General features: G+C 59.6%; 15 protein-coding genes. 7 read left to right on the top strand and 8 right to left on the bottom strand.

What is annotated here, in order from left to right; all coding sequences use genetic code 11:
• The first annotated feature begins 1 nt into the window (after nt 1).
• Nucleotides 2-262, top strand: a complete 261-nt coding sequence (locus PYK22_RS18375) for a zinc ribbon domain-containing protein (RefSeq protein WP_408003164.1) — start codon at nt 2-4, stop codon at nt 260-262.
• Nucleotides 263-352: 90 nt separating this feature from the next.
• Here PYK22_RS18375 and PYK22_RS09605 read toward each other — a convergent pair whose 3' ends face one another.
• The 6 genes from PYK22_RS09605 to coaBC all read right to left on the bottom strand — a co-directional run bounded on the left by PYK22_RS09605 (nt 353) and on the right by coaBC (nt 7448).
• Nucleotides 353-646, bottom strand: coding sequence for a hypothetical protein (locus PYK22_RS09605; RefSeq protein ID WP_041976689.1), 294 nt, complete (start codon nt 644-646; stop codon nt 353-355).
• Between the two features lie 72 nt (nt 647-718).
• Nucleotides 719-1774: a UDP-3-O-(3-hydroxymyristoyl)glucosamine N-acyltransferase gene (gene lpxD, locus PYK22_RS09610; protein WP_041976692.1), complete on the bottom strand. Its 1056-nt coding sequence runs from the start codon at nt 1772-1774 to the stop codon at nt 719-721.
• A gap of 63 nt (nt 1775-1837) precedes the next feature.
• On the bottom strand, nt 1838-4309 hold the full coding sequence (gene priA, locus PYK22_RS09615) for a primosomal protein N' (protein ID WP_041976696.1): 2472 nt from the start codon (nt 4307-4309) through the stop codon (nt 1838-1840).
• Nucleotides 4310-4410: 101 nt separating this feature from the next.
• Nucleotides 4411-5007: a uracil-DNA glycosylase gene (locus PYK22_RS09620; protein WP_060635531.1), complete on the bottom strand. Its 597-nt coding sequence runs from the start codon at nt 5005-5007 to the stop codon at nt 4411-4413.
• Nucleotides 5008-5105: 98 nt separating this feature from the next.
• Nucleotides 5106-6056, bottom strand: coding sequence for a uracil-DNA glycosylase (locus PYK22_RS09625; protein ID WP_211197666.1), 951 nt, complete (start codon nt 6054-6056; stop codon nt 5106-5108).
• A gap of 150 nt (nt 6057-6206) precedes the next feature.
• Nucleotides 6207-7448, bottom strand: a complete 1242-nt coding sequence (gene coaBC, locus PYK22_RS09630; RefSeq protein ID WP_041976699.1) for a bifunctional phosphopantothenoylcysteine decarboxylase/phosphopantothenate--cysteine ligase CoaBC — start codon at nt 7446-7448, stop codon at nt 6207-6209.
• A gap of 174 nt (nt 7449-7622) precedes the next feature.
• Here coaBC and PYK22_RS09635 point away from each other — a divergent pair, with 174 nt between their 5' ends.
• The 6 genes from PYK22_RS09635 to PYK22_RS09660 all read left to right on the top strand — a co-directional run bounded on the left by PYK22_RS09635 (nt 7623) and on the right by PYK22_RS09660 (nt 13938).
• The gene (locus PYK22_RS09635; RefSeq protein WP_157770801.1) at nt 7623-8258 is read left to right on the top strand and encodes a hypothetical protein; all 636 of its coding nucleotides are present in this window, start codon (nt 7623-7625) and stop codon (nt 8256-8258) included.
• A 73-nt stretch (nt 8259-8331) separates the two neighbouring features.
• Nucleotides 8332-8682: a hypothetical protein gene (locus PYK22_RS09640; protein ID WP_041976702.1), complete on the top strand. Its 351-nt coding sequence runs from the start codon at nt 8332-8334 to the stop codon at nt 8680-8682.
• Between the two features lie 234 nt (nt 8683-8916).
• Nucleotides 8917-10143 carry a N(4)-(beta-N-acetylglucosaminyl)-L-asparaginase gene (locus tag PYK22_RS09645; RefSeq protein ID WP_060635532.1) on the top strand — a complete coding sequence of 409 codons (1227 nt, stop codon included), beginning with the start codon at nt 8917-8919 and terminating at the stop codon, nt 10141-10143.
• Between the two features lie 285 nt (nt 10144-10428).
• A complete protein-coding gene (locus tag PYK22_RS09650; protein WP_162199830.1) occupies nt 10429-11139 on the top strand; it encodes a hypothetical protein in 711 nt (236 codons plus the stop codon).
• Between the two features lie 296 nt (nt 11140-11435).
• Complete coding sequence (locus PYK22_RS09655; RefSeq protein WP_041976706.1) at nt 11436-12734, top strand: UDP-glucose dehydrogenase family protein; 1299 nt, start codon at nt 11436-11438, stop codon at nt 12732-12734.
• A 247-nt stretch (nt 12735-12981) separates the two neighbouring features.
• Entirely contained in the window at nt 12982-13938 is a 957-nt protein-coding gene (locus PYK22_RS09660) for an SDR family oxidoreductase (RefSeq protein ID WP_041976708.1), read from the top strand.
• Nucleotides 13939-14086: 148 nt separating this feature from the next.
• Here PYK22_RS09660 and PYK22_RS09665 read toward each other — a convergent pair whose 3' ends face one another.
• Nucleotides 14087-15436 carry an APC family permease gene (locus PYK22_RS09665; protein WP_041976710.1) on the bottom strand — a complete coding sequence of 450 codons (1350 nt, stop codon included), beginning with the start codon at nt 15434-15436 and terminating at the stop codon, nt 14087-14089.
• A gap of 4 nt (nt 15437-15440) precedes the next feature.
• Complete coding sequence (locus tag PYK22_RS09670) at nt 15441-18428, bottom strand: TonB-dependent receptor (protein WP_083437760.1); 2988 nt, start codon at nt 18426-18428, stop codon at nt 15441-15443.
• Nucleotides 18429-18518 lie beyond the last annotated feature (90 nt).

Here is an 18518-nt window from a genome sequence, read left to right on the forward strand (position 1 = left end):
GATCCCCCGTCACACGTCGCAGATGTGCTCCCGTTGCGGACATGTCCATCGTCGAAATCGACGCTCCCAATCACGGTTTCNGTGCCGGGCTTGCGGGTTCGAGCTAAACGCCGATCTCAACGCTGCCCCGCAATATAGCCCGGAAGTACCTTGCCAGCGGTGGCATGCCTGCCGCTGGCGGGCCGCCGTCAACCGGCCTCGCGTGCCAGCCCGCGTAAGCGGGCTAGGTGCAAGCCCCCGGCTTCAGCCGTGGGGTAGTTGACTAGAAAATCTTCGCATCGTAACGATCGGAGACGAAACCGCTTCCCGGAAGCGAGCGGTTCCCCTGAGGCTTCTCGATGGGGGAGTTTGCTCAAGATTCCTTGATGATCGGGAAGGGGATGACTTTAGCCGCTTCGACTCGTTCGCCTCGCTGCGCGCGCGCTTGGCGCAATCGCGCGCGCGCGACGGTCAAAGCGCGATGCAGCGCCTCGACTTGCGTTTCATCGAGCCAGATGGTCTTCTGCGTGCACCACCCCAGCCCTTCGGTCCACGTCGAGTATCGGAGCGCGAGGCGGCCATCATCTAAAGCGATGATGACTTCGACCTGTTGATCGGAATCGGTTGCGGGAAGGATTTTGAGCGTCGCGTGGCCGTTGGTTTTCACCTCGAAGCTCTACTCCTCAAGATCTTTCGGCGCGATCTAAACGAAATTGAAAGCCAATTTCAAATTGAATTATCACTCCCTCTCGTTCTTGCTGTCAAGCGCGAGAGCCTTCTCCAGCGTGCGCATGCGCTCCTCCAAAGTGCGCAGAAGCTTCTGCATCTCGCCCAAACGGCGAAAAGCCGCCGTCGCGCGCAGCCACGCGCGGTTATCGAAAGCTGGAATGCCGGAGAGCGTCTTACCCGGCGGCACATCGTGACTGGTTGCGCTCTTAGCCGTCAGCACAGCATCATCGCCGATCTTCAGGTGGCCGGCGACGCCGACCTGTCCGGCGAGGATGACGCGGCGTCCTATGTGCGAGCTTCCGGCCAAGCCGACTTGCGCGCAAAGGAGCGCGTCTTCGCCCACAGTGCAGGAGTGTCCGATCTGGACCAGGTTATCTATCTTCGCGCCGCGCGCGATGACCGTTTCGCCGACCGAAGCGCGATCGATCGTCGTACAGGCTCCTATTTCGACGTCATCTTCGATGCGGACGCGCCCGGTTTGTGGGATTTTGAGCCAGCGCCCCTCTTCGTCTTTGGCATAGCCGAAACCGTCCGCGCCGATGACGGCGTTGTTATGAATGCGCACGCGCGCGCCGATCAACGTGTCTTCACGTATGGCGACGCCGGAATGGATGATCGTATCCGGGCCGATGCGCGCGCGTTCATAGATGGTCACGTTCGGGTAGATGCGGACGCGATCGCCTATTTCGACTTCGCGCCCGATGAAGACGTGCGCGCCGATCCAGACGTTGCGACCGAGGCGCGCCGAAGGATCGATCACCGCCGTCGGATGGATCGAGGGTTCGAACGTTGGTTCGGGATGAAAGAGTCGCAGCGCGCGCGTATAAGCTAGATACGGATCGCGTACGCGCAAGATGGCGATGTCGCGTCGCTCTAGCTCGACCCTTTCGGCGACGTAAATGGCCGAGGCGCGCGTCGTGCGCACGCGCGGCGTATAGCGGGGATTGGCGAGGAAGGTCACTTGGCCTTCGGTCGCTTCATCCAACCCGGCAGCTCCTGTGATCTCGATCTCCGGATCGCCTTCAAGTCGCGCGCCGGTGCGTTCAGCCAACTCTGCGAGTCTCATAGCCGTAGAGTTTAACGCACGCGACGGAGCGAACGCATCTTCGTGCGGCGAGGCTCATTCGCGTCACATTAAGTGAAGCGGATCTATCTCTACGCTGACGCGGTCAAGATCGTCTGTTTCAGCGAGGGCGAGATCGATTAGCGAGCGGAGCGATGCGCGGCGCCGCGCTTTGGCTAGTATCTGGATGCGGTGTTGCCCGCGCAAGCGTGCAATTGGCGCTGGAGCGGGGCCGAGCAGGCGACAATTGTGATCGCGATTTGCGCGATCGAGCGCTCGGCGAAGCTTTTCGGCCCTCTTTACGGCGCGCCCTAGATCGTCATCTTGTATGAGGAGCGAAGCGAGCGCGAAGAATGGCGGATAGCCGAAAGCTTTGCGGTATTCGATTTCGTGTCTGTAGAAGTTCGCGTAATCTTGCGCGCAGGCAAAGCGTATGGCGTAATGCTCCGGATGATAGGTTTGGATCAGCACTCGGCCACGTCGATCGCCGCGCCCGGCGCGACCGGCGACCTGCGTGATGAGCTGGAAAGTCCTTTCGGCGGCGCGAAAATCCGGTAACGCCAATCCCGCATCGACCGAGACGACGCCGACGAGCGTCACTTTCGGAAAATCATGCCCTTTGGCGATCATCTGCGTGCCGACGAGAATGTCAATCTCGTGCGCTGCGAAACGCATGATCGTCTGTTCGTAAGCGCGGCGGCGCGCCGTCGTATCGCGATCAAGCCGCGCGGTACGCGCCCGCGGAAAATGGGCTTGAAGGAGATCTTCGATCTTTTCGGTCCCTTCGCCGACGAGGTGAAGGTGCTGACTTTGGCACATCGGACACCGCGCGGGCGGACGTCGGCGAAAGTTGCAATAGTGGCACAGGAGCGCGCGTTCTCGTTTGTGGTAAGTGAGCGTCACGTCGCATTGCGGACAGCCGATGCGCTCGCCGCATGCGCGGCAGAGGATGAAGTTCGCGTAACCGCGACGGTTAAGTAGGATGATCGCTTGCTCGCGTCGCGCGAGCGTCTCTTCGAGCGCTTCCAGTAGCTCGTCGCTGAGGGCTTCCTCCCGCCCGCGCCGCGCGAAGACGGCGCGCATGTCAATCACCTCGGCTTGGGCGAGCGGACGCCCGCCAACTCTTTCGGGAAGGTGTATGTAACGATACTTGCCTGTTTGTGCGTTGTGGAAGGATTCGAGCGATGGCGTGGCCGAGCCGAGGATGATCGTCGCGCGCTCCTTGTGCGCGCGCATCACCGCGGCGTCGCGCGCGTGGTAGAAGGGCGATTCTTGTTGGCGGTACGACGTATCGTGCTCTTCGTCAACGACGATCAACCCTAAATCTTGGACCGGAGCGAACAGAGCCGAGCGCGTGCCGATGACGACGCGCGCTTCCGCACGCCGGATGCGCATCCACTCATCGAATCGCTCGCCGGCGGAGAGCGAAGAGTGAAGGATGGCGACGCGGTCGCCGAAATGGGCGCGCAGGCGGCGCGAAAAGACGGGCGTCAGCGCTATTTCGGGAACGAGCATGAGAGCTGAACGCCCGTGTTCGAGACACGCGCGCATCGCCCGTATGTAGATCTCGGTTTTGCCGCTGCCCGTGATGCCGTGAAGAAGAAAGGCCGCGTATCTTCGCTGATCTAGCGCGGCGGTGATTTGATCGAGGGCCTCTCGCTGCGCCCTGTTCAGCTCGATGTCGGGAAGCGGCGGAAGTTCGACCCCGGCGAGCGGATCGCGGCGCACCTCGCGCGCTTCGATCTTCACGATCCCTTTTCGTTCGAGCGTTGCGATGGTGGAAGCGCTCGCGCGCGCGCGTTCGGTAAGTTCGGTGAACGGCAGCTCGCCATCGGCAGCGATCAGAGCTTCGATGACGCGCGTTTGCGCCGCCGTGAGGGCGCGCGCGGCATCGGGCGCAGCATGCTCCTCGATGGGCGCAAGACGCACGAATTTACGCCTTTTGGCGCGCGCCGCCGCATTCTGCGCCTGGTGTTTGATGCTGATCCATCCGGCGCGTTCGAGTTCGGCCAAGATGCGCGCGACGCGCGCAGTGCCGAGCGTGCGTTGGGCTTGGCGCACTGTCATCGGTCCCTGTTCGGCGAGCATGCGCAGAAGCTGCGCTTTCAGCGTCAGCGCTCGTCGTTCCGGCAGGCGCGCCAGTTCGTCGCGCCCTTCGGTCGTGATGGCGAGGACGCGCTCGATGCGCGCATTGGCGCCAGCGGGAAGGGCTGCTTTCAATACCTCGCCCCACGGCGCAAGATAGTAGTCGCTGATCCAGCGCGTAAGCTCTAGGATCTCGGGCGTGATGAGCGGCTCGGCATCTATCAATTCCTCGATCTCGCGCACTTCACGCGCATCCACTTCCAGCGCGCGATCCAGTTCATCATGGAGCGCGACGATGTAGCCGGTGACCTGCTGCTTACCAAATGTGACACGGACGCGCGCGCCGACTTGAGCGGCGTTGCCAATGGCCAACGGTAGACGATAGGTGAATGTCCGCCTGACGCCGAGCGGAACGGCGACTTCAACATATGGCGGCGCACCCTGCCCGTTCATTGACTCGTTCAGCCTCAACGCTTTGCTGTTCCATCCGCCATCTAAAATGGTATTGCGAGTCGGATTTAGCGTCGAACGAATCTATGGCGCACCACATAGCATCAGGGTGAGTTCAAAAAAGCGCGCGCTTTCTTCATGTCTTCCCAGACCTCGCGCTTTTTCGATGGATCGCGTAGCAGGTAGGCGGGATTGAAGGTCGGCAGCACTGTCATCCCGCGGTAATCGAAGAACTCGCCGCGCACTTGCGATATCGGTCTCTTCGTGCCGAGAAGAGCGCGCGTCGGCGTGTTACCGAACGCGATGATCAAACGCGGACGCACGACCGCCATCTCGCGATGAAGGTATGGCGTGAAGAAGTTCAGGATGTCGGACGTCATCTCGTCGCCTGTCGAAACGATCTTCACCGTGTTCGTCAAGTAACAATCCTGTCTTCGTAGGCCTATGGAACCGAGTATCCTTTCGAGCATCTGGCCCGCCGGACCCATGAAGGGGCGTCCCGATTCGATGTCGGGTGGACCGGGGGATTCGCCGACGACCGCGACGCGCGCATCCGCCGGTCCTTCGCCGAAGATGAAGACCCGCTCGCGCAAGGAGGGGATCATCTGCGCCCGTTCGAGTAGTTCGGCGTTGATCTGCGCGAGCGTTTCGGTTGGCTCCTCCTCTTGAGCTTCAAACGAGAAAGTGCCTTGCGAATTCATCTCGCCTCCTCGGGACGATCTTCAGCTCTTTCGAAGAGTTCTTCCAGCGCCCTCTCAAACTTTTGTGTCGCTTCATTCCTTCTCGAGCGGGCACGCCATCAATCGAGTTTCAGCGTCCCGTTCAAATAGTCGCGCACCTTCTTCATGTCCTCCCACGCCTCACGCTTCTTCGACGGGTCACGCAGCAGGTAAGCCGGGTGGAACGTCGGCATCACCTTGATCCCGTTGAAATCGTGGAAACGCCCACGCATCTTGGTGATGCCTTCTTTCGTGCCGAGTAGATTCTGCATCGCCGTATTGCCAAGCACGACGATCACTTCCGGTCGAACGACGGCGATCTCGCGTAGCAGAAACGGTTTGCAGGTCGCCGCTTCCGAGGCTGTGGGCGTGCGATTCTGCGGCGGTCGGCAGCGGTTGACGTTGCCGATGAAGACATCTTCACGCTTCATGCCGATCGCCTCGATGATCTTGTTCAAGAGTTGTCCGGCGCGACCGACAAAGGGATGCCCTTGTGCATCTTCGTCGGCGCCCGGAGCCTCGCCGACGAACATCAAGCGCGCGTGCGGATTGCCTTCGCTGTTGACGATCTGCGTGCGGCTCTTGTGCAGCGGGCAGCGCGTGCAGTCGTCTATGTCGCGGCGGATGTCCTCCAGCGTTTCGCCCGGGCGGGGAAGGCTCGCTTCGTCCTTGGGCGTGATCTCGCCGAACAGAGTCTCTTGGGGCGGCGGCGTCGCGCTTCGCTTCGTCGTCTTGCTTCTAGCCATGACCTCGCTCTCTTCTTCGATGTTGCCATCGATTTTAGCTCTTCCGCTAGTGTCGCGCGCGGTCGTCGTCATCATGTCGGGTTGCGCTCTGCGCGCCGTCGAAGCCTCTTGAGAGGCGCTCGCCTGCGCTTCTGGAACGGCCTCGCGCTCCGGCACGATCTGCGCTTGAGGCGCACGCGCCGGTGGATACAGATCGAAGGTCTCCACCCCCAGTTCGCGCAAGAATTCGAGACGAACCTTGATCTGGCCGATCAACTCCCTAAGCTCTTGCTTGGGATCGCCCATCCATCGCTCCTTTCAGCAAGTTCAAGAATCTGCTCAGCTCCTGTCACTCAGGCCAAATTTCGGCGAGGATCGTCGTAAGCGATCTTCTCGCCTTTGCGCCGCTTTCTGACATCCCGGCGATGGTCGCCGGATGGCGCAGCATCGCTGGCTTCAGCCGCGCGCCAGCTTACGAAGGCGCGCCACCGTGTCGAGTATGCGATGCGCGACTTCGCTTTTGGTCATCAACGGCAAACTCTCCTCTCCATCGCGCGTGACGAGCGTTACGATGTTGGTTTCGGAGTCGAATCCCGCGCCTTTTTGCGAGACATCGTTGGCGACGACCAGATCCAGCCCCTTGCGTTCGAGCTTGTCGCGCGCGTGTTCGACGACGCGCTCGGTTTCGGCAGCAAATCCGACGACCAACAGCGATTCATGCTTTCGCGCGGCAACCGTCGCGAGTATGTCCGGCGTCGGTTCGAGTTCAAGCGTCAGGCGTGCGCCCGTCTTTTTGATCTTCTGCGCCTGCCGCGTCGCGGGACGGTAATCGGCCACGGCCGCCGCCGCGATGAAAGCCGTCGCGTGCGGCAGTCTCTCCAGCACGGCACGAAGCATCTCTTCCGCCGAGCAGACGCGCACGAGTTCGACGCCGTAAGGTTCGGGCGCGGTGGTCATTCCGGCGATGACGGTGACTTGCGCGCCGCGCGCGCGTGCCGCTTCGGCGAGCGCAAAGCCCATGCGCCCTGAAGAGCGGTTCGAGATGAAACGAACCGGATCTATCTCTTCGCGCGTCGCTCCGGCGGTAATGAGCACATGTTCGCGCGCGAGATCGCGCGCGCGGATCTCGCTTTCGAGGATTTCGAGCGCGATGCGGACTATTCTTCCCGGTTCGCTCAAACGTCCCGGCCCGATCGCGCCGCAGGCCATTTCGCCTTCATCCGGTTCGATGATGCGCACACCATCGGCGCGCAAACGCTCGAGCGCGCGTTGCGTTGCCGGGTGATGCCACATCTGCGGATTCATCGCCGGAGCGATGACGACGGGCGCGGTCGTCGCCAGATAGGTCGTCGTCAGGAAATCATCAGCAATTCCGGCGGCGAACTTGGCGAGAAGGTTGGCCGTCGCCGGCGCGACAAGGAAGAGATCAACTTCTTGCGAGAAGCTTATGTGCGCGATCGGATCTGGATTTTCGGGCGCGTAATCGTCAACGATCACGGGTTCATCGGTGAGGGCGCGAAAGGTGAGCGGGCGAACGAACTCGCAAGCGTGGCGCGTGAGCGCGACGCGCACGCGGCAACCCGCGCGTTGCAGACCGCGCATGATCTCGACCGCTTTGTAAGCGGCGATGCCGCCCGCGACGCCGAGCGCGACTCGCCGGACCGCCCTTTTCTGAGTCGCTTCTTCAGGTTGTGCCATCTTCACACGGGAAATGTAGCACCCGGGTCGGTTGGCGCGCAACGCGCTCAGGGGCGCAACTTGCCGCTCTCGGCGAACGATTCTTACAGGCTCTCCGATGAGCGCAGCGGTGAGGGTGATATTGGCAATCCGAAAGCGCAATTATTAGAATCTCGAACTATGCTGGCTGGCGAGATGAAGATGGCGCGCGCGAAACCGGGCGCTGATCGCTCGCATCGCTCCCTATTATGGCGGCGCGTCATCTTCGCTTTGGCGCTTGTGTTCATCTGTGAGATCGCCTGGGCCCAACAGCGCCAGGCAAAGGCAGCGGTCGGCGAAGGCGAATTCGGTCCAGTCGTGCGCGCATATCTCGACTACCTGCGCGCCGAAGAAGAGGTCGTCGATGATCGCGTGAGCCGTCGCGAAATCAGCCCGGCTTACTATCTTCGTAACTCGCGCCGCATACGTGCGCTCCGCCAGATGGTGGTACGGATGGCCCGTGAAACCGGTAACGATTATGTCCCCGAACTCGTCGCCGTCGCGCGTGACGAGTTCCACACGATCTTCGAAAATCCGCCAGATGTGAGATCGCTTCACATCGGTGAAGTGATCAACGATACATACCGGTTCTTGGGTACGTCGCACGTCGGAGAGACTTTCTACATCTTCGCGCGGCTCGATCCGTATGAACAGGCCGAGCTGCTCGAAGCGAAACGGCGCGAGCGGAAGAGGCGGGATGCAGATGGGGCATCGCCTCATATGGCAGGTGGCGCGCGCGATCCGGATTCGCCGTCTAATGAAGTTCGTCCTCGGCGAACGAGTGCTCCGTGATCGTTTCGCCAACGGTTAATCGCTGCGCCGCCTGATTCTAACAGGCTGATCGATTCGAAACGCGCGATGCCATATGCGTCAACCGAGCTTGTTCGATGTGCAACCGAAATCGCCGACGCCGGATGATGCGGCCATCGTCCTGCATGCGCTCGGCGATTTTCAATCGCGCGGCAAGGTCTTGGCCGAGCGAGAGCTGCCGCTGGACCGGTTGCGCGGCGCGTTGCGGCGCGCGGCAGAAGCATACGGCGTCGATGAACTCGATGATGAGCGCGCCGTCGCCGCGCTCCAAGATCTAGGGGCGCAAGTCAAGCGCGTCCCATCCTTCTTCGCCAAACACCCCTATCGCGTCACTGTGCCTAAAGAGTTGGCCGAACGCGCCCGCCGCGCATACGAGGAGCTGGCGGCGACGAGAAAGCGAGCGTGACCCGTTATCGCGCGAAGCTCGTGGCGCTTTCGTGTCCCAATCATCTGCTAAACGCGCTCGACGGGCTGAATATGCTCTTGCGAAGCTCGTGGCGCTTTCGTGTCACAATCACCTCTCCGGGCCGAAGCTTGCGCGATAATGAGTCCTCGTTCGTGTCATAGGGCGCTTGTTTGTTCTCCTCACGTTTGATACGATGCTCGGCGCTCTCTCCACATCTTGTAGCGAGGCGGAATCATGCGCGCGGCGCTGGTTCTGCCGGTCATCGCGGAAATGGATAGCAGCCGTCGAAGATTCCTCGAACAAGCGGCATTCGGTTTGAGCGCCGCTTCGCTCGGTTCCGGGTTGGTTACGGAAATTCTGGCTGGGCAAGAAGGCACACGGCGCGCGGCGCCGCCGATCTCGATCGCCAGCGCCAATGGGCTGGCGGCGGTCGCCAAAGCGGTCGAGGTGATGAAGCGCGGAGGCGATACGCTCGATGCGGTGATCGAAGGCGTCAATATCGTCGAACTCGATCCGAAGGACAATTCCGTCGGCTATGGCGGATTGCCGAACGAGCGCGGGGAGGTCGAGTTGGATGCGAGCGTCATGCATGGGCCGACGCGCCGCGCCGGTGCGGTCGCTGCCTTGCGCGGCGTGCGCACGCCGTCGAAGGTCGCGCGTGTCGTGATGGAGCGGACCGACCACATCTTGCTCGTCGGGCAGGGCGCGCGCGACTTTGCCACTGCCCACGGCTTTGAGAACGTCGATCTGCTTACGCCCGAATCGCGTCTGGCTTGGATACGTTGGAAGGAGACGTTGTCGGATCGGGATGACTGGGGGCCAAGCCCGCATACGCCGGCACCCGCTTCTCCAGCGGGGCAGCGCCGACTTGAGGAGGAGCGAAAGCGCGAAAGCGATATCCTCGCTGAGCAGATCGCGGGCGGTGATGAAGAGCGGTTGCGCGAGTTGATCGCTTGGGCCGATGAGGTGGCGCGCCGTCCGCCGACGGGCACGATCAACTGTCTGGCGCTCGATAGCGCGGGCGATATCAGCGGCGTGACGACGACGAGCGGCCTGGCGTGGAAGCTTCCGGGGCGCGTCGGCGATTCGCCCTTGATCGGTTGCGGCCTATACGTGGATAACGATGTGGGCGCTGCCGGATCTACGGGGCGCGGTGAAGAGGTCATCTATATCAACGGCGCACGCACCGTCGTCGAGTACATGAAGCGTGGCATGTCGCCGGAGCAGGCCTGTCTTGAAGCTTTGAAGCTGATCGCCGCGCGCTACGGGAACGATCTCGAAAAGCTGCGCGATATAGACGTCAACTTCTACGCGCTCAATAAACGCGGCGAGTATGCTGGTGCGGCCCTCTGGAGCCATACCGTCAATAGTCGCGGGCAAAAGAGGCGCCGCCAGTTTGCCTTCGCCGATTCCTCGGGCGCACGACTCATAGACAGCGCCTATCTTTTTGAACGGCGGTGACCGCGCCTCTCCCTTATCTCCTTTAACGGAGTGGCGGGTTTTGCGGGAAATTGACCCAAGCCATGCAAATAGCGGTTGACAGGCGCGCGCGATTCGTGTAAAAAGGCCAAATTGTTAGGGCCGGTAGGCTTTAACACGCTCTTGCGATTTTCGGGAGTCCTCCAGCGGCCCTTAAGAGAGGGTTTCGCGTGGAGGGATTTTGGGCCGTCTCCGGCGGTCTTGCGGGAGTCGCGGCGCGCTCTCTGAAAAATTTCATAAAGTTTCACTCTACGGGAGGAAGAGTTGATGATCAGCAGAACATGGAGCCGTACGCCCCTTGCGCTCTGCCTTGCGATTGCGGTCCTGAGCATGTACTCCATGGTCGGATTGGCGGCACAAGAGAAGATGGCTGCCGAGTTGACCGTTTCGGGTGAAGTCAGCGTGGACGGCGCAAAGGCTATCACTGGGGCGACCGTCTTTTCTGGTAGCACGATCACCACAGCGCAGAACGCAAGCGCTATTATCACCGTCGGCAAACTCGGACGGATCGAGCTATTGCCGAATTCGAGCCTCAAGTTGAACTTCGATGAAAACGGACTGACGGGATCGCTCGACGCCGGGCGGGTGCGCGTCATCAGCTCCGCCGGCTCTTCATCGAGCATCACCACTAAGGATGGCGTGGTCGTCGCAGATAACACGCAATCCAACGCTTATACCGTTGACGTCGAGTGCGGAAACACGATCGTCAATACGCAAGCCGGTCGTGTCGAACTGCGCGCCGGTAGCGAGGTGAAGCCTGTGGCAGCTGGCCAGGAAGCGACGGCGGGCCAGGCGCAGCCGGGGACCCGTTGCTCTCGCTTGCGTACAGAGGGCATGAAAGGTCTCTCGGGGGGCGGTTTGGCTGCCCTTTTGCTCGCGGCTGGCGGTGCGATCGCAGCGGCGATCATCGCGGCGTCAACCAGCAACAATGACGTAAACTTCGGCGGTCCTGTGACCGTCATCAGTCCGACGCGCTAAGCAACGGTTCCCTCCAAATCGGGAGACTTGGTCGCGAGCGACTCCGTTCGCGGCTTCAGATGGATCTGCGCGGGCCATGTGCGAGGGCATATGGCCCGCATCGAATTTTCATCGGCCGAATCCGACCATCGTGGGGCGCTCGTCCTGAAAAATCACTGTCCGGCGAAAGATAGGTCCTCACCGGCTTGTCATAGATCCGCGAACGGATTAAGCTTTTAACTCTTTAGCTTTCCCGAAGCGCGCTTTTGTGTCGCACTTCGAAAAGCTTTGAGGATTCTCTTCACTGGATCGAGATCATGAATATTGCGGTCGTCGGCACCGGATATGTTGGTTTGGTCACGGGGGCATGTTTCGCGGAATTTGGCAATGATGTCACCTGCGTCGATGTCGATGCGGAGAAGATCGCGCGCCTTGCGCAGGGCATCATGCCGATCTACGAGCCCGGTTTGGATGTTCTGGTCGCCAAGAACATGCAAGCTGGGCGACTGCGCTTCACAACGGACCTGAAGTCGGCTGTCGAGCAAGCGTTGGTGATCTTCCTCGCTGTAGGGACGCCGCCGAAGGAAGATGGGGCGGCTGATTTGCGCTACGTCGAAGATGCCGCTCGTTCCATCGCGGAATTCATGAATGGCTACAAAGTCATCGTCACTAAATCGACCGTGCCCGTCGGCACTGGCGAACGCTTGCGCCGTCTGATACGCGAGCATCAGAAGAAGAGATGCAACTTCGGCGTCGTCTCCAATCCGGAATTCCTACGCGAAGGGGCTGCTATCGAGGATTTCATGCGGCCCGATCGCGTCGTCATCGGGAGTCGCGATGAGGAAGCCATCGCCATCATGCGCGATCTGTATCGTCCGCTCTATTTGATCGAGACGCCTTTCGTCATCACATCCCTAGAAGCTGCGGAGTTGTCCAAATACGCCGCCAACGCCTTTCTCGCGACCAAAATATCTTTCATCAACGAGATCGCCAATCTCTGCGACAAGATCGGTTGTGACGTGCACGATGTGGCGCGTGCCATGGGTATGGACAATCGCATCGGTCGCAAATTCCTCCATCCTGGACCGGGATTCGGCGGCTCTTGCTTCCCAAAAGACACGCGGGCGTTGGCTGCTGTCGCGCGTCAGTACGGTTGCACGTCGCTCATCGTCGATGCGGTGATCGAAGTCAATGAACGACAGCGCGCAGCGATGATCTCGAAGATCGAACGTCTCGTCGGAGATCTCCAAGGGAAGATCATCGCCGTGCTCGGGCTCTCATTCAAACCTCAAACGGACGATATGCGCGAGGCGCCTTCCATCTACATCATACGCGGATTGCTCGAACGTGGGGCCAGCGTGCGCGCCTATGATCCTGTGGCGATGCCCGAGGCGGCTAAAGTGTTGCCTGAGATAGCCTATGCGGAAGACGAATATCAAGCTGTCAAAGGCGCCGATGCGCTCGTCTTCGTCACCGAATGGAATCAGTTTCGTGCGCTCGATCTTGAGCGCGTGCGACAACTGATGCGGGCGCCGAAGATCGCCGATTTGCGCAACATTTACGAACCGGAGAAGATGCGCGAATTGGGCTTCGATTACGTCGGCGTCGGACGGTGAGCGGGCGCGCCTCGAAGAGCCATCTAGCTGCGTATGTCATCGGCAAGTGATGGTGGCGTGGAACACGCGCCCTTTTCGTCTCGGGGGATCTTAGAAACAAGAGAGTCTATTTCGCGTCGAGCACCGATGAATTGTGGAACAAGCGCTCTTTTCGGAGTATTTTAGAGACGACGGCAGGTGCTTCGCTTGGATTCAACTGCGGAGCCTTCTCGGATCGCGCCTGTTCTAGATCCAAATCCTTATCCCTATGAAGCCTTCAAACATCGCACTGGTCACTGGCGGCGCCGGATTCATCGGATCGCATATAGCTGCGGCTCTCATCGAGCGCGGCGCGCGCGTGCGGATCATCGATGATCTCTCCACGGGCCATCGCGAGAATCTCGACGAGATCGGCGGCGATTTCGATTTCATCCACGCTAGCCTGTTAGATGAAGCGGCGCTCGAACGCGCGCTCGACGGCGTCGAACTGGTCTTTCACCAAGCGGCGATCCCGTCTGTGCCGCGTTCGGTCGAGAAGCCTCGCGAGACGCATCGCGCCTGCGTCGAAGCGACGTTCGCTTTGCTCGAAGCGGCACGGCGGCGCGGCGTGCGGCGCGTCATCTATGCTGCGTCGAGTTCGGCTTACGGCGACCAGCCGACGCTTCCAAAGTCCGAAGAGATGCGTCCCGATCCGCTTTCGCCCTATGCCGCGGCGAAGCTTGTCGGCGAGTACTACTGTCAAGTTTGGACGCGCACGTATGGTTTGGAGACGGTGGCGCTTCGTTATTTTAACGTCTTCGGCCCGCGACAGGATCCGAGTTCGCCATATTCAGGCGTCATCTCTCGTTTCATCGCCGCTTTGATGAAGGGCGAGCGGCCCGTGATCTTCGGCGACGGCGAACAGTCGCGCGATTTCACCTATGTCGAAAACGTCGTGCAGGCCAATCTCAAGGCGGCGGAATCGTCGCGCGCCGTCGGTCAGGTCATCAACGTCGCCAACGGCGAAAGGATCACGCTCAATCGTCTGCTCGAAGTGTTGAAGGAGTTGACCGGACGCCGCGAGGTCGCGCCCGAATATCGCCCACCACGTCCCGGCGACGTTCGTCACAGTCTTGCTGATATCACGCGCGCGCGTGAGCTTCTCGGTTATGAACCGGTCATCGGTTTGGAAGAAGGTCTTCAGAAAACGATCGAGTGGTGGAAACAGAGCCGTTACGCACGCTGATCGAGCGTCAACCTGAATTCCGTGCGCTCGAAAGCGGAATCTCCATCATGCTTCGATCTTTTTTCGCTTCTGACGGCTTGATCACTCGAGATGAACCTCCTCCGCCTGTCGCGCGCGCCTAGGAAGGGGAGTGCGCGCGCCGATCTGTTCAACCGCGGCTTACCTCTCTTCGCCTGAATAACAGGTGATAGACGGGCACGCCGATCATAGTCACTCCCGTGCCGAGCAGGGCCTGTTTCGGATTCTGGCTGATCAACAGTATAAGCAATAGACCAACCAGCGCAAGGAAAAGGAGCGGAGCAAACCAAAAGTTGAACCGACCGACGCGCGACATTGATGGTTGATTGGATGGCAACAGAAAAACCGATGCCGCCGTCAACGCGATGAAGAGCACCGTGACGAAGATGAAGTAGGCGACGATTTGATTGAACGATCCGAAGACTACGAGCAAAGAGGCAAGCCCCGCTTGTAAAGCAATGGTACGAGCCGGTGTGCCGAAGCGTGAGTGCAAGGTAGCTGCAGCAGGCAAAAACAATCCATCGCGTGCCATCGCGTAGTAGACGCGCGGCGCATTGAGCATCAAAGCCGCTAGGTTGCCAAGGACTGAGATGATGACGATGCCGGAAAAGACTTGCCCGCCTACTTGGCCGAACATCGCTTCACCAACTTGCGCAGCGAAGGTTTCGCTTGATGTGACGCGATCAAGCGGAACTAGGTAGATGAACACGGCGCTAATCAACAAATAGACGAGCGTAGCTGTGATCACGCCGAGTGCCATCGCCCGTGGCAGCGTGCGAGTCGGGTTCCGCACTTCGCCGGCTATCTTGTTCACATCCCACCACCCGCCGAACGAAAAGAAACCGGCGACCATGCTGCTGGCCAGCGCCTCGAAGTAGGGCACTGAACTTCGCCGCTCTATCAGCGGCAAAAAATTCGACCAGTCGCCGAGCTGTTGACCAAATCCCCAGACGACGATCAACGCGAGCAGGCCGAGTTTTAATAGCGTCAACCATCGCAAAACGCCCGCTCCTACCCGCACACCCACGATGTTCGCTGCGGCCAGGGCAAAGATCGTGACAATGGCAACGATCTTGTTTCCAAGCGGCGTCAGCCTGATGATCGAGCCAACGTAGCTGGCCATTCCGACCGCCAGCGCCGCCGTAATTCCCGGATCCATCACCAGAAGGGATTTCCATCCGTAGAGGAAGGCCACCATTCGACCGTAGGTTTCGCGCAAATAGACATAACCTCCGCCTGTGTAAGGAAACTGCGCGGCCAGCCGGCCATAGCAGAGCGCACCGCTGAGCGCCATTGCGCCCATCGCTAGCCAGACGATCATCAACCACAGTGGCGAACCAAGAGATTTAGCCATGCCGGCTGGTGTGAGGAAGATGCCGATGCCTATGACTTCACCGATGACTATCGCAGTGGCTGAACCAAGCCCGAGTTCGGGCTGCAATCCTTCATGCGGTCGCTTTCCTGAGCCTGGTTCTCTCATCGCCTTAGAAAGCAAATCTTACCGCCAGTTGAAAGGCGCGCGGGCCGCCCGAGCCGAATACGCCGCCGGCAGTTGTGACCGGACGCCCGAAACTCGAAGAGCGCAGGTAACCTGGACTAGCCGGATCGTTGTTATCGCGACTGAGCACATTGGCGAAGCCGGAATAATTCACATTAGATACGCCAAGCACATTGGTCACGTTGAAGAGGTTGAAGACCTCAACCATCGGCTCAAGGCTCGCCCGGTCGCTCAGCTTGAAGCTTTTTGATAAGCGTAGATCGAGCGAATTGAAGCTGTCGTTGAATCGCGCTCCGTCGCTCACGAGCGGAAGGAGTTGTCCGTTGATCCCACCGCTCGCGTTGATCTGGCGGATGAAAGCGTTTAATTCCGCACCCGTATGAAAGAGTCGTCCGCCAGCGTTGCGTTGCAGCACGGGGATGCGCGTCAAACCATCAGGCATCAGGATATCCATCGGCACGCCCGAGGCTAACGTCCAAATTGATGACAGGCGCACATGCCGCGGCAGTTCGAAGGTTCCGGCGAAGGTGAAACGATGCCGCTGATCGTTGGGCGTCGGCCCATATTCTAATCGCAGATTGTTTGGATCGATTGGCCCGATCGAGAACGGTATTTGATCATCGTTGGCGTAGTTGAACGCTTTGGAGAGCGTGTAGGAGGCGCGGAATTGGTTGCGCCGAGAACGCCTCTCTACGCTCAGCAACAAACCATCATACTTCGTCTTGACGCTCGACTCCAAATTGACTACGCGATCAGGACCGCCGACGACTGGGTTGAATACCGTTCCAATCTCACGCCCGATGATGAAGTGCGTGCCGAGCGCGTGCAAGTAATCGGCACGCACGAGTATGTCGCCGATTTGATGTTGAAGACCAAGATTCATCTGTTGCACCATCGGGTTCTGTAGCCCGCTGTCAATAATATTGATGCCACCAGCGCCCGCGCCGGGTAGGATGAATCCCGTGAAGGGATTCGATAGCGTCGGCGCAAACGGTGGAAATCGCCCGGTGATGGGATCGAGGTAGAACAAATTTCCAGCCCGCACTTCGATGACCAACGATCGCCCATCGAGCCCACGTTCGAGCGATTGAAGTTCCAACGTCACGCGATCATAGTAGATGCCGTAACCACCGTGAACGCTCGTGCGCCCGCTGCTCGTCGACCAGTTAAAGCCGAAACGCGGTCCCCAGTTGTTCGTATCGCGGCGGCGCGGACCTTTGACGAAAGGCAGGATGAGCGGATTGAGTTGATTGAATCTGCTCACGTTCTTTACGTCAGTGTCAAGCTCATAGCGCAGGCCGAGATTCAGCGTCAAGCGCCTGTTTATCTGCCAATCATCTTGAATAAAGAAGGCCAGATAAGTGTTGTCGGCATCAGGAATGGCAAGATCGCGATCCGGCGTCGCGCTGCGCAGCGTGATGGCAAAGAGCAAGTCATCGTCATCCACTCGCCCGTCGCTGTTGCGATCGAAGGCTGGAAAATCTTCGATCAGTTCGATGCGACCCTGCCTGAAAACGCCGAGATCGAAACCGGCGTCAACGCGCTGGATTTCGCCCCCGAAGTGAAGCGCGTGTGTGCCGCGTGTCCAAGAGACGGAGTTTGCAAACTGCAACCGATTTTGCGTCGTCTGCTGTGGCACGCGGAACGAAGCGCCATCTTGTAAGCTTGGAAAAGTCAATTGCGGGGCGATCTGTAAAGGTTGAATGCGATTGAAGAAGTTGCTCTCGCTGAAAGTGAGGTTGTTGACAGCGGTTGGTGAAATGATGTGCGTCCAATTGGTGACTAAGGAATGATAGATGTTGCGGCTCTTTTGCCGTTGCGATGCTGAACCGATGGCACGGATCAGCGTGCTGGCGGCCACATCGCTGGCGCGTTGATACGAGTAGCGGAAGCTGAGTTGATCGCGGTCCGAAGGATGCCAGTCGTTGCGTTCAGTCACGAGCAGATCGTTAAGCGGCGCCGGAGCGAAGCTGCGCACGATCGTGCGTCGCGTTACGTCGCGGGTGCCGACAAGCACCGCGCCGTTTTGATCGCGGTACTCGACCGAACCGAACCACCACGCGCAATTTCTTACGAACGGCCCGCCGAGCGCGACTGCATACTGCTCGCGGTCAAAGGGCGGCTTCTGCCCACTGCTGCGATCGAAAGTGGCCGGCAGCCCTTGGAGTTTGTCGTCACGCCAGAAGAATGAGCCGGCCCCATGGATCTCGTTCGTGCCCGACTTGGTCACGATGTTAATAATTGACGAGCCGGAGCGACCCAGTTCCGCCGAGAAGCGACTAGTGGCGATTTGAAACTCTTGCACCGCCTCTTGCGAGATGTTTTGGAGCGGGCCGCCAACGACATCGTCGTTATTGTCAGCTCCGTCCACAGTCACATTCCCACCGCGACCGAGTTGACCTGCGGAGGATATCTCCACCGTGTTGGTTTTCGTCGGATCGAAGTTCGGCGCTGGCGCGTTGCCGGGAGCGAGAAGAGCTAGCTCGAGAAAATTGCGGCCATTGAGCGGCAAGTTCTCTATCGCCGCAGATGAAATCACACCGTCAATAACCGATCCAGTAGTGTTGACAAGTTGCGCTGGCTCACTCAAATCGGCCACAACCTCTTCCTGAAGTCTAGGAACATCGAGCGCGATCTCTAGCGTTAAAGTTTGTCCGACCCGAAGCTGGATATCCCTGTAATTCTTTTCGGCGAAACCGGGAGCCACAATGCTAATCTCATAGAGGCCCGGCGCGAGATTGGTTACGGTGAACAATCCATCGGCATTGGTGGCGGTTTCACGGCGCGCGCCGGTTGCTCTGTTGGTGATTTGAATTTGTGCGCCGCTGATGATCGCTCCGGTTTGATCGGCGACGCGCCCGCTCAAAGTAGCGGTGGCTAATTGCTGAGGTGAGGTGGCTGTGGCGCTCACAAGGCTCAGAAAGAGACTCGCGAGGATCGAACCGATGCTGACGGCCATCAGGTTTCTCGACATTCAGAGCGCTCCGTTCCCGATTAAATTGCCGCTCTAAAGGTTTGACGCGGCGCCGCGAGTTCTGATTTGTCGCCGCGCCGCGATCCCTGA

This window comes from Pyrinomonas methylaliphatogenes (assembly GCF_000820845.2).
Taxonomy (GTDB): Bacteria; Acidobacteriota; Blastocatellia; order Pyrinomonadales; family Pyrinomonadaceae; genus Pyrinomonas; species Pyrinomonas methylaliphatogenes.

What these genes read in the sequence shown, in the direction of transcription:
- lpxD (WP_041976692.1), bottom strand. Translation starts at nt 1,774, where the DNA reads ATGAGACTCGCAGAGTTGGCTGAACGCACCGGCGCGCGACTTGAAGGC.
- PYK22_RS09660 (WP_041976708.1), top strand. Translation starts at nt 12,982, where the DNA reads ATGAAGCCTTCAAACATCGCACTGGTCACTGGCGGCGCCGGATTCATC.
- priA (WP_041976696.1), bottom strand. Translation starts at nt 4,309, where the DNA reads ATGAACGGGCAGGGTGCGCCGCCATATGTTGAAGTCGCCGTTCCGCTC.
- PYK22_RS09625 (WP_211197666.1), bottom strand. Translation starts at nt 6,056, where the DNA reads ATGGGCGATCCCAAGCAAGAGCTTAGGGAGTTGATCGGCCAGATCAAG.
- PYK22_RS09635 (WP_157770801.1), top strand. Translation starts at nt 7,623, where the DNA reads ATGAAGATGGCGCGCGCGAAACCGGGCGCTGATCGCTCGCATCGCTCC.
- PYK22_RS09665 (WP_041976710.1), bottom strand. Translation starts at nt 15,436, where the DNA reads ATGAGAGAACCAGGCTCAGGAAAGCGACCGCATGAAGGATTGCAGCCC.
- PYK22_RS09670 (WP_083437760.1), bottom strand. Translation starts at nt 18,428, where the DNA reads ATGTCGAGAAACCTGATGGCCGTCAGCATCGGTTCGATCCTCGCGAGT.
- PYK22_RS09655 (WP_041976706.1), top strand. Translation starts at nt 11,436, where the DNA reads ATGAATATTGCGGTCGTCGGCACCGGATATGTTGGTTTGGTCACGGGG.
- PYK22_RS09645 (WP_060635532.1), top strand. Translation starts at nt 8,917, where the DNA reads ATGCGCGCGGCGCTGGTTCTGCCGGTCATCGCGGAAATGGATAGCAGC.
- PYK22_RS09650 (WP_162199830.1), top strand. Translation starts at nt 10,429, where the DNA reads ATGATCAGCAGAACATGGAGCCGTACGCCCCTTGCGCTCTGCCTTGCG.
- PYK22_RS09640 (WP_041976702.1), top strand. Translation starts at nt 8,332, where the DNA reads ATGCGTCAACCGAGCTTGTTCGATGTGCAACCGAAATCGCCGACGCCG.
- coaBC (WP_041976699.1), bottom strand. Translation starts at nt 7,448, where the DNA reads ATGGCACAACCTGAAGAAGCGACTCAGAAAAGGGCGGTCCGGCGAGTC.
- PYK22_RS09620 (WP_060635531.1), bottom strand. Translation starts at nt 5,007, where the DNA reads ATGAATTCGCAAGGCACTTTCTCGTTTGAAGCTCAAGAGGAGGAGCCA.